A 13,355-nucleotide genomic window follows, 5' to 3' on the forward strand; every position below is an offset into this window, starting at 1 on the left:
CGACTACCGCAGCAGCCCATGCAACTGCGTAACATGCACGGGAATAAACTCGCCGCCGATCCGGTTAAACGCATTGGTTCCATCGGCGCAACAGAGTTTCCATGCGATCTCTCTGGTATTGCGGTTGTCCAATCTGCCAAGCTGCGCATCATGAAAAAGCTGCTATCTGCGGGTCTCGTGTTTCTGCTCATGCTCGGCGGCGCAAACGCGTGGGCCGATGCGGACACCTACAGTTTCGATCCCGTGCATACGCAGATTTTTTTTTGCACGGTTCATCTGGGTTTCTCGAAACCTTGCGGTCGATTGCACGTTTCGGCCGGAAATTTCAGCTTCGACAGCAAAGACTGGAGCACCGCTAGAGTCGATGCTGTGATCGATATCAATTCGCTGGATCTCGGCGATGCGGAATGGGAATCGCGTGTGAAATCCGGCGAGTTTCTCGATGCACAACGTTATCCGACCGCGCGATTCATGAGTCAACGCGTGGAAAAAACCAGCGACAAAACCGGCGCGCAAACCGGTGTTGCACACGGCCAGTTGATCCTGCACGGCAAGACGCTGAAAATGGATCTGCCGTTCACCTTCAACAAGGCCGGCGTGCATCCGTATACATTCAAACGCATCGCCGGATTTTCCGCGACGCTGAAATTCAAGCGCAGCGATTTCGGCATTGATCGTTATCTGCAAGTGGTCAGCGACGAGGTCGAGTTGCGCATCGAGGCCGAAGGTTTCCGCGATCGTCACGCCGGCGAATCGACGCCGCCGGAGGCAGCTCCGGACAGCGAAAATCCCGAGCAGAATCCCACCACCGTCAAGGAGCATCACGATGCCGATACGCAACACTGAGCAAGCCTGGGGCAGCGTCAACAAGGCGTTCCACTGGATACTCGCGCTACTGATTATCGGCATGGGTTTTCTCGGCTGGTACATGACCTGGCTGCCGAATGCGCCGGGCAAGATCAAGATTTACGCGCTGCATAAATCGATTGGCCTGACGATTCTGGCGCTGGTATTGCTGCGCATTTTGTGGCGCCAGTTTGATCGTCGCCCGCCGGAATTGCCGATGCCGCAATGGCAACATGTCGCGGCGCGCGCGGTGCATATCGCGCTGTACGGCGTGATGCTGCTAATGCCGCTTTCGGGCTGGCTGTTCAATTCCGCTGGTAATTTCCCGCTGCAATGGTTCGGCCTGTTTCATGTGCCGAGCCTGACCGATGGCGAAAATCCCACGCTCAAGGCGATTGCCGGCATCACCCATCTGATCCTGTTCTGGGTGTTGCTGGTCGCATTCATTCTGCATGCGGGCGGCGCGCTCAAACATCATTTCATCGATCGTGACTCGACCTTGCGGCGCATGTTGCCGTGGGGCATACGCGCCGAAAAATCGCCGGCATCGCCAACAACGACCACGATCAATTCCGCTCAGAATTCGCCATCAACACCCGAGGTAAAGTCATGAAAAATGCCCTGCTGTTCGTTCTTGCTTTTAGTCTGTCCGCCAGCGCCAGCGCACGCGACTGGTCCACCGATGCCGCGGCCAGCAAACTGGGTTTCAGCGGCACGTACCAGAACGAAAAATTCGAAGGCCAGTTCAAGAAATTCGATGCGACGATCAGCTTCGATGCGGCCGACTTGAGTAAGTCAAAATTCGATGTGAACGTCGATGTGACCAGTATCAATACCGCCAACGAAGAACGCGATGGCAGCCTCAAGGACAAGGAATTTTTCGACTTCGCCAAATTCCCGAAGGCGCATTTCGTCACCACTACTTTTCGCAAAGCCGCCGATGGCAGCATCGAAGCCGATGGCACGCTGACCGTGCGCGACAAATCCAAGCCAGTCACTTTGAAAGTGAAGTTCAGCGAGACGGGCGACAAGGCCACACTCGATGTCGATACCAAACTCAATCGCCTCGATTTCGACATCGGCAGCGGCGACTGGAAAGACACCTCGATTATCGGCGCCGATGTGCTGGTGCATGCGCATTTGAGCCTGACCGCAAAAGCCGGCTGATCGCATGAGCGAAGATCGTTCGCTTTGGCAACGTCTGCGCGGACTGCTGCCGCTACGCGCGCAGAACGTTGCCGGAACGGCGAACGCGCCGGAAGATGCCGCGCGCGGCGAGGCGCATCTGAGCCAGGCGAGCGATGCATTGCGCGCGTTGCTCGATGATCCGAGTATTCCCGACAGCGTGCGCACGCAGCTCGCCGATGATTTTGCGCAGATCGAAGCGCTGCTCGGCAAACTCACGCGCGGCGATTTGCATATCGCGGTGTTCGGTCGCGTCAGCGTCGGCAAGTCCGCGCTGGCGAATGCGCTGCTTGGCCGCGACGCATTCGATGTCGGCGTTTTGCACGGCACCACCACGATGCGCCAGACCCAGCGTTGGCACGAAGTCGCCAGCAGCGGCCTGCAACTGATCGACACTCCCGGCATCAACGAATTGTCGGGCGAAGAGCGCGAACGGCTTGCGTTCGATGTCGCCGGCATCAGCGACCTCGTGATTTTTGTCGTCGATGGCGACATGACTTCGACCGAACTCGCCGCCTTGCGCACGCTCGCGCAAACACAGCGTCCGCTGATGCTCGCATTGAACAAGGCGGATCGCTACAGTCCAGCCGAACGCGAGCGATTGCTGACACGCCTGCGCGAACACGCAAGCGGATTGGTGCGCGCCGAAGACGTTGTGGCCGCAGCGGCGCGCCCCGCCGAACGAGTGGTCGTGCAGATCGATGAGAATGGAATCGAGCACGAATCGCGCAGCGAACAAGCACCCGATGTGGTTGATCTCACTACGCGCGTTTTCACGATTTGCGAGCGCGAAGGCAAGACCCTTTCTGCGCTGAATGCGAGTCTGTTCGCCGGTCGGCTGAGCGACAACGTCAGCGCGCGCATCGCCGCCGCGCGTCATCAACTTGCCGAGCGTGTGATCCGGAATTATTGCATCGCGAAAGGCGTGGCCGTTGCGCTGAATCCAATTCCGGTCGCCGATCTGCTCGCTGCCGCGTCACTCGACGGCGCGATGGTGGTGCATCTGGCCAAGGTCTACGGTTTGCCACTGACGCGCGCCGAGGCCGGCACCTTGCTCGCGACGATTACCGCACAGTTGATTGCGCTCATGAGTGCGATCTGGGGCATGCATCTGGTCGCATCGGCATTGAAAGGTTTGAGCGCAGGATTTTCCACCGTGGTCACCGCCGGCGCGCAAGGTGCACTCGCGTGGTACGCCACTGAGCTGGTCGGGCGTGCTGCGGAACGTTATTTGATTCAGGGCAAATCGTGGGGCGAGCTCGGCGCCAAACGTGTGGTAGCGGATATTGTCGCGAGCCTCGATCGCGATTCGATCTTGCGCGAAGCGCGCGGCGCGATTCTGCAAAAGCTGCGCACAAGTCCGTAAACCTTTTTGGTCAAGCGGTTGCGCAGAATTTGCGGATCGCATACGCATCAAACGGCCAATCCAGCTCCGTGCCGTTATCTTCATTGCGCAGCACCGGAATGCGTTCGCCGTAGCGGGTTTCGAGTGCCGCATCGCTGTCGACATCGATCGGCACAGCAACCACATCGGCATGCCGCAGCGCCTCTTCGGCGTGCCAACACAACGCACAATCGCCGCGTCCGTACAAAACTAATGCCATGGTAAATCCGCGAGTAACAACTCAGCGTAGAATAAGTGTTTTCGCGCTCACGCAGGAATCTCGCAATGGCTGTCAGTGTTTTCGACTTGTTCAAGATCGGCATCGGGCCGTCGTCATCACACACCATCGGGCCGATGCGTGCCGCGCATCGTTTTGTGTTTCGCCTGATCGAGCGCGGCCAGCTCGAACAGACCGTGCGTTTGCGTTGCGAATTGTTCGGCTCGCTAGCACATACCGGACGCGGCCATGGCACTGACAAGGCGATCATGCTCGGACTCGAAGGCGACGAGCCGGACAAGGTCGATGTCGACAGCATCAACGCTCGACTCGCGCGAATCCGCGGTGAAAAACGGCTGCAGCTGAATCCAACCTTGTCGATCGCCTTCGATGAAAAGCGCGACCTGATTTTCAACAAGCGCCAGAAGCTGCCGTACCATTCCAACGGCATGCGTTTTCACGCCTTCGACGCGCAGGAAAACGAGTTGTTCACGCGCGACTACTATTCGGTCGGCGGCGGTTTTGTGGTCAATCACGACGAGGCCGCCGAAGACAAGATTGTCGCCGACACCACCGCCCTACCCTATCCGTTTCACAGTGGCGACGAGTTGCTGCAGCAATGCGATGACAACGGCATCAGCATCGCGCAACTGATGCTGGCGAATGAAAAAGTCTGGCGCAGCGAGACGGAAATTCGCAGCGGCCTGCTGACGATCTGGAAGGCGATGCAGGATTGCGTTGCGCGCGGCACGCGCGAAAGCGGCATCCTGCCCGGCGGCCTGAAAGTGCAACGTCGCGCGCCGCAGATGTTCGCCGAATTGATGAGCCAGCCAGAAGCCGCTTTGCGCGATCCGCTGACCATTCTCGATTGGGTGAATCTCTACGCACTCGCGGTCAACGAAGAGAATGCGGCGGGCGGAAGAGTCGTCACCGCACCCACCAACGGCGCGGCCGGCATCATTCCGGCGGTGTTGCATTATTACCATCGCTTTTGCCCGAACGCGAACGAACAAGGCGTGCTGGATTTTATGCTGACCGCCGCGGCGATCGGCATCTTGTACAAGGAGAACGCATCGATTTCCGGCGCCGAAGTCGGCTGCCAAGGCGAGGTCGGCGTGGCCTGCTCGATGGCTGCGGGCGGGCTCACCGCGGCACTCGGCGGCACGATTTATCAAATCGAAAACGCAGCCGAGATCGGCATGGAACACAACCTCGGACTCACCTGCGATCCGATCGGCGGCTTGGTACAAATCCCGTGTATCGAACGCAACGCGATGGGCTCGGTCAAGGCGATCAACGCGCAGCGCATGGCGTTTCGCGGCGACGGCCAACATCGCGTGTCGCTCGACAAAGTCATCAAGACCATGCGCGATACCGGCCGCGACATGCAGGACAAATACAAGGAAACCTCGCGCGGCGGGCTGGCGGTCAACGTCATCGAATGCTGATCGGCGATTGACGATGCGCACGAGAGTTTTCCGACATTACGGCAATCTGTATGGCGTGATATTTTTTTGGACATTGCTCTGTTACGGACGCATCACCGAAGCCAAACATCTGTATCAATACACCGACGACAAAGGCATCGTGCATATCACCGATGTCGCGCCGACCGATAACGCCAATTTCAAAGTCACCACGACGCTGGCACGCGCCGAACCGCAGCCGTTGATGCGCTTGCGCGAGGATGGGCCGGATACTGATCGCACCATTACTTTCATCAATTTTTCCGGCGGGCCGGTCAGCGTGGAAGTCAGCTTTAGCGAGTCGGCGAACGTGGCGACAGAGCCACCTTTGCCGGCTCGTCTGGTGATCAAGCCACAGGGAGAAACGCCGGGCGTGCATATTCATGCGGCTAATCCGCGACAGGGATTTCATTATCGATTCAGCGCCACCTACATGCCGGGCGATGTGCACGCGGCGGTGGATGAATCGGCGCGTTATCGGCTACCGTTTGCCACGCACAATCAGTTTACGGTGGCGCAGGGTTTCGGCGGCAAGTTCAGTCACCACGATGCGCAGAATCAATACGCGGTGGATATCGGCATGCCGGAAGGCACGCCGGTAATCGCCGCGCGCGATGGCGTGGTGATGACGGTCGACAATGATTTTTACGGCGCCGGCCTGGACATGGCGCGGTACGGCGATCGCGCCAACAATATCCGCATCGTTCACGCCGATGGCAGCATGGCGGTGTATGCGCATCTGCAGATGGAAACCGCGCGGGTACATGTCGGCGCGCATGTGCGGGCGGGTGAGACGTTGGCGTTGTCTGGTGATACCGGATATTCGAGTGGGCCGCATCTGCATTTTTGCATCCAGCAGAATCGGAATATGCAACTTGTGTCGGTGCCGTTCAAATTCGCCGGAGCGGATGGTGATTTTGTTCCGGTTGAAGGCACGGTGCTCAGCGCTCCCTGAATATTTGCATGCGCATTATCCAGAGAGTTATGCGAGAAAATTTCGCTTAGTGTGCGGAAAGTACTTCGCAGCAGTGTCCGCACCGGCGTTGCCATTGCCATGCGCGGGACGCGGATCGACTATAATCGCAGCCCTTTCGGCGACTAACGCTAGTGCCTAGCGCGCCCGATCAACACATTCTTGCGGCGCCGCCATGACCCAGCTTTTAGAAACCCGCCGTCGGCGCACCTTCGCCATCATTTCGCATCCCGATGCGGGCAAGACTACGCTGACCGAAAAGCTGCTGCTGTTCGGCGGCGCGATCCAGATGGCGGGCAGCGTGAAATCACGCAAGGCAGCGCGGCATGCAACGTCGGATTGGATGGCGCTGGAAAAAGAGCGCGGCATTTCGGTGACGTCATCGGTGATGCAATTTCCATACGAAGATCGCGTCATCAATTTGCTCGACACACCGGGCCACGCGGATTTCTCCGAAGACACCTATCGGGTGCTGACCGCGGTCGATTCCGCGCTGATGGTGATCGACTGCGCCAAGGGCGTGGAAGAACGCACAATCAAACTCATGGAAGTCTGTCGTCTGCGTGATACGCCGATCATTACCTTCATCAACAAGCTGGATCGCGAAGGGCGTTCGCCGATCGAATTGCTGGATGAGGTGGAGTCGGTGCTCGGCATTCAATGCGCGCCCGTGACGTGGCCGATTGGCATGGGTTCGCGCCTCAAAGGCGTGTATCACTTGCTCACGAATGAAGTGCATTTGTACGAACCCGGACGCAATTTCACGCGCCAGGATTCGACGATTTTTACCGGCCTGGATCATCCGGAATTGCGTCGGCGCCTTGGCGACATGTATGACGAATTGCGCGAAGAACTGGAGCTGGTGCTGGGCGCATCGAATCCATTCGATCGCGATGCCTATCTGGCCGGCAAACAGACGCCGGTGTTCTTCGGCTCGGCGGTGAATAATTTCGGCGTACAGCCACTGCTCGATGCGTTTGTCGAAAATGCACCGGGGCCGCTGGCGCGCGCGACGACGTCGCGTGTAATTTCTCCCGATGAAACCAAACTCACCGGCTTTGTGTTCAAGATCCAGGCGAACATGGATCCGATGCATCGTGATCGCGTCGCGTTCATGCGCATCTGCTCGGGTAAATTTACGGCGGGCATGAAGGCGTTTCATGTGCGCACGCGCAAGGAAATGAAACTGGCGAATGCGCTGACGTTCATGGCGTCGGATCGCGAACTGGTGGAAACGGCATGGCCCGGCGATGTCATCGGCATCCATAACCACGGCACGATTTCGATCGGCGATACGTTTACCGAAGGCGAGAATCTGAGCTTTACCGGCATCCCGAATTTCGCGCCGGAGTTATTTCGCCGCGCGCGCTTGCGTGACCCGCTCAAGATCAAGCAATTGCAGAAAGGTCTGGCGCAATTGTCGGAAGAAGGCGCGACGCAGTTTTTCCGGCCACTGATGTCGAACGATCTGATTCTCGGTGCGGTGGGCGTGTTGCAGTTCGACGTGGTTGCGTATCGGCTCAAGGACGAATACGGCGTGGATTGTCTGTTCGAGACGATCGGTGTGGTCACGGCTCGCTGGGTACATGGCGAAGACGAGAAAAAACTCGCCGAGTTCCGCGAGAAGAATGCGTCGTTTCTGTCGCTGGATGCGGCGGGTGAGCTGGTCTATCTGGCGCCGACGCGAGTCAACCTGCAACTGGCGATCGAACGTGCGCCAGCGATACGTTTTGCGGCGACTCGCGAACATGCGAGTGCGGCTTTGATCAGTTGAGTTGCGGGTTGTGGTGCGATTTCCGCAGTTAAGCTTGAGGATTATTTGAAACGCTCGGCAGTGTGATCATGCCGAGCGCCATCCTTGCCGGAAAACTCAGCTGCCGTTGAAGCGCGCGCTGAAGATCTTGTCGCCTTCGCTCACGCTATTCGAATTGAAAATCGTGTCGCTGCGGCGTGGCATCGAGTTTGATTCGCCGCGATTGCTGGCGACGCGTGAACCTGTTTCGGCGCGGAAAATTTCGTCCCCGGCTGGCGGCACAGTGAGTTGCTGCTGCGCGATAACAGATGTTTGTGAACTTTGTTTGAAACTGCGCGGCACGGTGACAAGCACTGCCGCTACTACGGCCGCCGCAACAGCGAACGAAGCCCAACGCGTCAGTGTCGGGCGCGAGCGAGGTGCAGGGGCGTGCTGCGCAGGCAAGGCGCGCTTGAATGGCACTACGGTGTTGGGCACTTGCGACTGCGTTGCCAGATCTTGTGCAAGTTCCGCGGATATCGGCTGTAACGCCTGCAACAATCGATACAGATCGGCTTCAATTGCCGAACCGGCGATGGCCGTGATCGCCTTTTCGCGATTTTCGTGGCTCAAGACACCACCTGCGGCCTGCGCCAGCAGATCGGCATCGCTCGATGCAACCGAACGATGCAAAGCATCGGCAGCAGACTGACGATAGATCCGACCGAGACTCGGCTTGTTCTGACTGTGCTTATTCATCGAAATCTCCACATCCCAATTCGGTCAGGCGCAACTTGAGCTGCTCCAACCCTCGCGATAATAATTTTCTTACTGCATCCACTGAAACATTCACCAGCCCGGATATCTCTTCTGCCCGGAAACCTTGCAGGTGCAACGCCACCACTTGGCCGCGCTGACCCGGCAATTCCGCCAAGCAGCTTGCTATTAGCGCCATATACTGCGACCCGCCCACCATGTCGTCGGGCCGAGCCGAGGTATCCTGCAACGCAGACGATTCCTCGTCTTCCGGCATTGCCTCAACCGGCCTCGCCTGCAGCCGGCGCAACGCGTCAATTACGGTGCTCGCTACTGTTCTCTGTATATATAACGCATGAAAGACCGAATTCTGGTCACGTTCGAGAGCTTTCCACAGACGAATGCGTACTTCTTGCTCGATATCGTCTGGATCGATGCATATCGTGCCAATCCGTGGGTCTCCGATCAGGGCACGCAACTTGGCGCCGTAATCGCGCAGGACACGCTGTAGCGTCGCGTGGCGGGGATCGTTCTCGCGGATGCTCACGCGCCCGCCTCGCGCGGTTTTGGCAGCTAGAATCTGCATCCGCATGGAATCGCTTCTCGCCTTGGGCAGAGCAATGCCTATGGACTATTCGCACTGTCGAGACATTGCGGCCTCGCCCGCCACCACCACGCCTCACCGGCTATGTAACGTTGCAGTTGATCGATATGCTGCTGTTGCTCGTCGATCACGGATTTCACCAGGTCGCCAATCGAAAGAACGCCGATCACGCGTTCGCCATCGACCACCGGCAGATGGCGCACACGATGCTCGGTGACCGTCTGCATGCACTCGGGTACTGTGGCCTGCGGATTCACCGTGATGACCGGGGCGGACATGATATCGAGCACGGCAGTGTCGCGAGATGAGCGTCCCATCAGCACCACTTTGCGCGCGTAATCTCGCTCGGAAACGATGCCGACCAGCGTCGCGCCGCGCATTACCAGCAAGGCGCCGACGTGTTTTTCGGCCATGAGTTTGATCGCGTCGAGTACGGACGCATCCGGCGCAATCGCATGGATGGCGCTACCTTTGTTTTCGAGCAGATGTTTTGGCCTGATGCATGACACGAACCTCCATCATGACGAGGCTGTCGCAGCGACAGCGGTTTGATACAGTCTACTGCGGTTTGGCCAGTAACAGCCAACGGCAATAGACTATCGGTCTGCCGGGTTTTCTGCGGCCGCTACAAATTCATCGGTGAGGTACAGCGGCCGTTGCTTTGCTTCCACATACAGGCGGCCAAGATATTCGCCAATCACGCCGAGCGCCACGAGTTGCACGCCGCCAAGGAACAGTACAACCAGCATCAACGATGGATAACCCTTGACGGTATCACCCCATACCAATGCCTTGATCAGCACCCAAACGCCGTAGATAAAAGCGATCATCGCAGTGAAGGATCCGACATAAGTCGCCGCCTTCAACGGTGCGCCCGAAAACGACGTGATGCCGTCGAGTGCAAAATTCCACAAGCGCCAGTAATTGAATTTTGTGGTGCCGGCAAAACGTGGGTCACGATCGTACGGCACGGACAGTTGCTTGAATCCGACCCAGGTAAACAGGCCTTTCATGAAACGCTGGCGTTCACGCAGTTGTTTCATGCCGTCGAGTGCGCGCCGACTGAGCAGGCGGAAATCGCCGGTATCGCGCGGCACCGGCGTATTGCTCAGGCGCTCCATCACGCGATAAAACGCCGAAGCAGTAAGTTTTTTCAGTCGCGATTCACCAGCGCGCGAGGCACGCGTGCCGTACACCACGTCATAACCCTCGCGCCAATGCGCAATGAACGTGGGTATCAATTCCGGGGGGTCTTGCAGGTCCGCGTCGATCACCACCACCGCATCGGCGTCGACATGATCGAGGCCTGCGGTGAGCGCAAGCTCCTTGCCGAAATTGCGACTCAGCTTGAGCGTGGATACGCGTGCATCAGCGTCGCGCAATGAGCACATGACCGAGTACGTGTCGTCGCGACTGCCGTCGTCGACGTACAACACCTCGCAGCGCATGCCATCGAGTTTGTCGAACACGGCAGCCAGGCGCAGATGGAACTCGCGCAGTGCCTCACTTTCATTGAATGCGGGAACGACAACGGCTAGATGCATTACAGACTTTCCACGCGGCAGAATGTCTGCATCGTAACGGACAGCACGTTACACGGAAACTATTGCTGTAGTACTGGAGCCACCTGGGGGGATGGAAGGAACAGCTTTATACTCTTCCGAAGTCGCACACCATATTGCGCTAGTGAAGCGCAATATGGTGCGGCGTCGAGTTAAGCTAGTTCTTGCCAGCTGCAACGGGCACGGCAGTTGGCGCCAACGGGGTTGCTGCCGACGTGGGCATGTAGCGGTCACGCAACGACTCCACCAGTGCAGGATCGGCGTCTAGCGGCATGCTTGAAAAATTTGCGCTATAGGTACGTAACTGCTGCTCCTTGTACTGAGCGGTCAGTTGCGCAATCAAAGCCTCGCGTGATTCGTCGAAACTCTTTTGATGATCGGCTTCGCGCTTCACCAGCTTCAGAATGTGATAGCCGAATTTGCTATGCACCAGCGGGGATATTTCACCCTCTTTCTTCAGACTCTGAGCGCCTGCGATAAACGCGGGATCGTATCGGGTGTCGCCGGCATCGGTCATCAAACCGGCATTTTTACTTTTGCTGGGATCATCCGAATATTTCTGAACCAGCGTATCGAATGCTGCCGGATCGGCCTTCGCCTGATGCTCGACATCCTGCGCGAGCTTCTTTGCCTCGTCGTCGCTACGCGATTTTACATCGATCAAAATATGCTTCACGTCAATCTGACCATGAGTTACATAGTCGGATTTATGTGTGGCATAGGTTTCCTTTGCCAAGGACAACAGGTCGGGCAATTTCAGGTTGGCCTCGAAACTGGTCAAAGCCTGCTTTGACAATAACTCGTCCTGCGCCAGCTTCAATTGCTGCTGCACCGCGGGAGTCTGATCGAGTTTGTTATCCCGCGCAGTCTGCGCCAATTGCTTTTGCAGCAACAGGCCGTCGATCAAATTCTCGATACGCTTGGGGCTGTCCATAAATCCCGCGCGATCTTTCTGCGGTATACGCTGCACATACGCATCAATATCGGCGAAAGTCACTTTCGCCGTGCCGCGAGACGCGATCACCGCGTCGGAACTCGGTAAATCGACTGCGGATGCCGTAGCGATAAAGGTTGCAGCCAAGGAGATGATAAAGCCGAGCTTGGTTCCGATACTCATTTACGCCATTTTTTAATTTAAAATTTCAAAATAGCCTTGTGGACTAGTCTTATGACATTAGTCCACAAAGCCGAATAGATATACCTTAGCTCTTCAGGGAGTATTGACAGTATTCTTAATTGCAGAATCACAACCAGCACCATCTATAGCATTGCTGCAGAGTTGCACGGGATGGGTTGGCGGATTTGTCAATGCAACATTCGCAATATTAAGCCAATACTGAGTACCAGGAGTCAGATGACATGTCCCCGGGGTGGTGCCGTTAGGATCCGTGTCCCAAGATACGGCAGGGGTGCGATCCGTGCTGGATTTGAAGCAATTAGCACCAAGGGCCCCTGCTACAACGGCGGTTCTGAAATCGCCTTTGCATGTGCTGATGGTAATTGATGCATTGGCTTGATTAGCACTTGCCTGACTTAAATAAGTACCGGAGTGTGTACCTGCCAATGCTGTGAATGAGAAGGCTAAAAAACCATTTGTATTTATAACTATGAACTGAGGCCCTGCGCTCGTGACGCCCGGCCAGCCCACCTGAGAAGGCCCACCAAAAATCGACCCGAAAGTGCTGCCGGTGACACCCGTACTATCATTGGTTATGACCGGTTGCTGCGTAAACGATCCCGAGTACACCACAGGACTAGGGCAGTTGCCTGTCGGAACGATGATGTTAGCGGTAACGGCTGGGCTGACGGCCAATGAGGACGTAGCCGTACTCGTCAGATTTCCGGAAGTTAGCGTACTGCTGCATGTAAGACCAAAAACATAGGTGCCGGTGGACAAATTAGACGCAGTCGCCGAGGTTAAACTGCCGCACGCCGCAGCATTTGAACACACAGTACCAGACCAGCCGCTAACGGTAGTGCTAAATGCGCCACTGCCGGTATTGAGCGTTGCAGATGCCACACATGACGTCGAAACTCCCGCTGGCGACAAATTGCCAATCGATATGTTTATCGGAGTGGTGGTCTGATTTGCGGGTAGCGTTGTAACGGGCACACCTAACGTAATAGTAGGCGTTGCGGGAATTCCAGGCCCTGTCTGCGTAGTTCCACAGGTCGTGGCGTCAGGTGTGGCGCTGGAGATATACAAATCGCCTGCTTCGGTCTTGCCATTCGGTGGCGGATTCGCAAATGCACCAGCCACCACAAAGGTACCGCCAATGGTGTCCGCGACAATGTCCACGCCTGGACCTACTTTCACCTGGCAGGTCTTGAGTGGCGAGCCATATTGAAAATAGATATTAGTCGCTGCAGCGTTGCCGGCGAAACCGACGGACAGCAGGAAAATGGACGCACTTGCTAAGGCAGATCGAATCATTGGCGTAAGTAGTCTGTGAGTGGCTAACGGATATTGTACGCTGCGCCGGTTAAATCTTTGCTAATTGGGGCAAAGCGAGACACCAAAGTTGCTTATAGCTTATGTTGCCCGGATGTCACGCTTCAATGCATTGATAGTCGTGACGTAGCCGAACAAAGTCGCGACCATAAAAAAAGAGGGGGCCAAACGGCCCCCT

General features: G+C 56.9%; 14 protein-coding genes. 7 read left to right on the forward strand and 7 right to left on the reverse strand.

The window, feature by feature from the left end:
- Positions 1–150: 150 nt before the first annotated feature.
- The 4 genes from ELE36_RS16250 to ELE36_RS16265 are packed head-to-tail and all read left to right on the forward strand — an operon-like array spanning position 151 to position 3,397.
- Positions 151–846 (forward strand): YceI family protein, encoded by a 696-nt coding sequence (locus ELE36_RS16250; RefSeq protein ID WP_165371657.1) that lies wholly within the window; start codon positions 151–153, stop codon positions 844–846.
- Positions 827–1,459 carry a cytochrome b gene (locus tag ELE36_RS16255; protein WP_129835129.1) on the forward strand — a complete coding sequence of 211 codons (633 nt, stop codon included), beginning with the start codon at positions 827–829 and terminating at the stop codon, positions 1,457–1,459. Before ELE36_RS16250 ends, ELE36_RS16255 begins: the two co-directional genes overlap by 20 nt.
- Positions 1,456–2,013, forward strand: coding sequence for a YceI family protein (locus tag ELE36_RS16260; protein WP_129835131.1), 558 nt, complete (start codon positions 1,456–1,458; stop codon positions 2,011–2,013). Before ELE36_RS16255 ends, ELE36_RS16260 begins: the two co-directional genes overlap by 4 nt.
- 4 nt (positions 2,014–2,017) lie before the next feature.
- Positions 2,018–3,397: a GTP-binding protein gene (locus ELE36_RS16265; protein WP_129835133.1), complete on the forward strand. Its 1,380-nt coding sequence runs from the start codon at positions 2,018–2,020 to the stop codon at positions 3,395–3,397.
- Positions 3,398–3,407: 10 nt separating this feature from the next.
- Here ELE36_RS16265 and ELE36_RS16270 read toward each other — a convergent pair whose 3' ends face one another.
- On the reverse strand, positions 3,408–3,635 hold the full coding sequence (locus tag ELE36_RS16270; protein ID WP_129835134.1) for a glutaredoxin family protein: 228 nt from the start codon (positions 3,633–3,635) through the stop codon (positions 3,408–3,410).
- Between the two features lie 65 nt (positions 3,636–3,700).
- On the opposite strand from ELE36_RS16270, the gene ELE36_RS16275 reads away from it, so the two are divergent.
- From ELE36_RS16275 to ELE36_RS16285, 3 genes are all read left to right on the forward strand, one after another.
- Positions 3,701–5,080 carry an L-serine ammonia-lyase gene (locus ELE36_RS16275; RefSeq protein WP_129835135.1) on the forward strand — a complete coding sequence of 460 codons (1,380 nt, stop codon included), beginning with the start codon at positions 3,701–3,703 and terminating at the stop codon, positions 5,078–5,080.
- Between the two features lie 13 nt (positions 5,081–5,093).
- Positions 5,094–6,053 carry a M23 family metallopeptidase gene (locus tag ELE36_RS16280; RefSeq protein ID WP_242512291.1) on the forward strand — a complete coding sequence of 320 codons (960 nt, stop codon included), beginning with the start codon at positions 5,094–5,096 and terminating at the stop codon, positions 6,051–6,053.
- Positions 6,054–6,246: 193 nt separating this feature from the next.
- On the forward strand, positions 6,247–7,845 hold the full coding sequence (locus ELE36_RS16285) for a peptide chain release factor 3 (RefSeq protein ID WP_129835136.1): 1,599 nt from the start codon (positions 6,247–6,249) through the stop codon (positions 7,843–7,845).
- Positions 7,846–7,941: 96 nt separating this feature from the next.
- Here the strand turns inward: ELE36_RS16285 and ELE36_RS16290 are convergent, their stop codons facing one another.
- The 6 genes from ELE36_RS16290 to ELE36_RS16315 form a co-directional block, all read right to left on the reverse strand.
- Positions 7,942–8,562 (reverse strand): hypothetical protein, encoded by a 621-nt coding sequence (locus ELE36_RS16290; RefSeq protein WP_129835137.1) that lies wholly within the window; start codon positions 8,560–8,562, stop codon positions 7,942–7,944.
- Entirely contained in the window at positions 8,555–9,151 is a 597-nt protein-coding gene (locus ELE36_RS16295; RefSeq protein ID WP_129835138.1) for an RNA polymerase sigma factor, read from the reverse strand. Before ELE36_RS16295 ends, ELE36_RS16290 begins: the two co-directional genes overlap by 8 nt.
- Positions 9,152–9,183: 32 nt before the next feature.
- Complete coding sequence (locus ELE36_RS16300; RefSeq protein ID WP_129836956.1) at positions 9,184–9,663, reverse strand: CBS domain-containing protein; 480 nt, start codon at positions 9,661–9,663, stop codon at positions 9,184–9,186.
- A 96-nt stretch (positions 9,664–9,759) separates the two neighbouring features.
- On the reverse strand, positions 9,760–10,707 hold the full coding sequence (locus tag ELE36_RS16305) for a glycosyltransferase family 2 protein (RefSeq protein WP_129835140.1): 948 nt from the start codon (positions 10,705–10,707) through the stop codon (positions 9,760–9,762).
- Positions 10,708–10,882: 175 nt separating this feature from the next.
- Positions 10,883–11,842 carry a peptidylprolyl isomerase gene (locus tag ELE36_RS16310; protein WP_129835142.1) on the reverse strand — a complete coding sequence of 320 codons (960 nt, stop codon included), beginning with the start codon at positions 11,840–11,842 and terminating at the stop codon, positions 10,883–10,885.
- Between the two features lie 93 nt (positions 11,843–11,935).
- Positions 11,936–13,159: a hypothetical protein gene (locus ELE36_RS16315; protein WP_129835144.1), complete on the reverse strand. Its 1,224-nt coding sequence runs from the start codon at positions 13,157–13,159 to the stop codon at positions 11,936–11,938.
- Positions 13,160–13,355 lie beyond the last annotated feature (196 nt).

The sequence above is a fragment of the Pseudolysobacter antarcticus genome (assembly GCF_004168365.1).
In the GTDB taxonomy this organism is placed as follows: Bacteria; Pseudomonadota; Gammaproteobacteria; order Xanthomonadales; family Rhodanobacteraceae; genus Pseudolysobacter; species Pseudolysobacter antarcticus.

Bases quoted from the DNA above. Each gene is read 5' to 3' on its own strand.
- ELE36_RS16285 (WP_129835136.1), top strand. From the start codon at position 6,247: ATGACCCAGCTTTTAGAAACCCGCCGTCGGCGCACCTTCGCCATCATT.
- ELE36_RS16310 (WP_129835142.1), bottom strand. From the start codon at position 11,842: ATGAGTATCGGAACCAAGCTCGGCTTTATCATCTCCTTGGCTGCAACC.
- ELE36_RS16305 (WP_129835140.1), bottom strand. From the start codon at position 10,707: ATGCATCTAGCCGTTGTCGTTCCCGCATTCAATGAAAGTGAGGCACTG.
- ELE36_RS16260 (WP_129835131.1), top strand. From the start codon at position 1,456: ATGAAAAATGCCCTGCTGTTCGTTCTTGCTTTTAGTCTGTCCGCCAGC.
- ELE36_RS16280 (WP_242512291.1), top strand. From the start codon at position 5,094: ATGCGCACGAGAGTTTTCCGACATTACGGCAATCTGTATGGCGTGATA.
- ELE36_RS16275 (WP_129835135.1), top strand. From the start codon at position 3,701: ATGGCTGTCAGTGTTTTCGACTTGTTCAAGATCGGCATCGGGCCGTCG.
- ELE36_RS16290 (WP_129835137.1), bottom strand. From the start codon at position 8,562: ATGAATAAGCACAGTCAGAACAAGCCGAGTCTCGGTCGGATCTATCGT.
- ELE36_RS16265 (WP_129835133.1), top strand. From the start codon at position 2,018: ATGAGCGAAGATCGTTCGCTTTGGCAACGTCTGCGCGGACTGCTGCCG.
- ELE36_RS16250 (WP_165371657.1), top strand. From the start codon at position 151: ATGAAAAAGCTGCTATCTGCGGGTCTCGTGTTTCTGCTCATGCTCGGC.
- ELE36_RS16315 (WP_129835144.1), bottom strand. From the start codon at position 13,159: ATGATTCGATCTGCCTTAGCAAGTGCGTCCATTTTCCTGCTGTCCGTC.
- ELE36_RS16255 (WP_129835129.1), top strand. From the start codon at position 827: ATGCCGATACGCAACACTGAGCAAGCCTGGGGCAGCGTCAACAAGGCG.
- ELE36_RS16295 (WP_129835138.1), bottom strand. From the start codon at position 9,151: ATGCGGATGCAGATTCTAGCTGCCAAAACCGCGCGAGGCGGGCGCGTG.
- ELE36_RS16270 (WP_129835134.1), bottom strand. From the start codon at position 3,635: ATGGCATTAGTTTTGTACGGACGCGGCGATTGTGCGTTGTGTTGGCAC.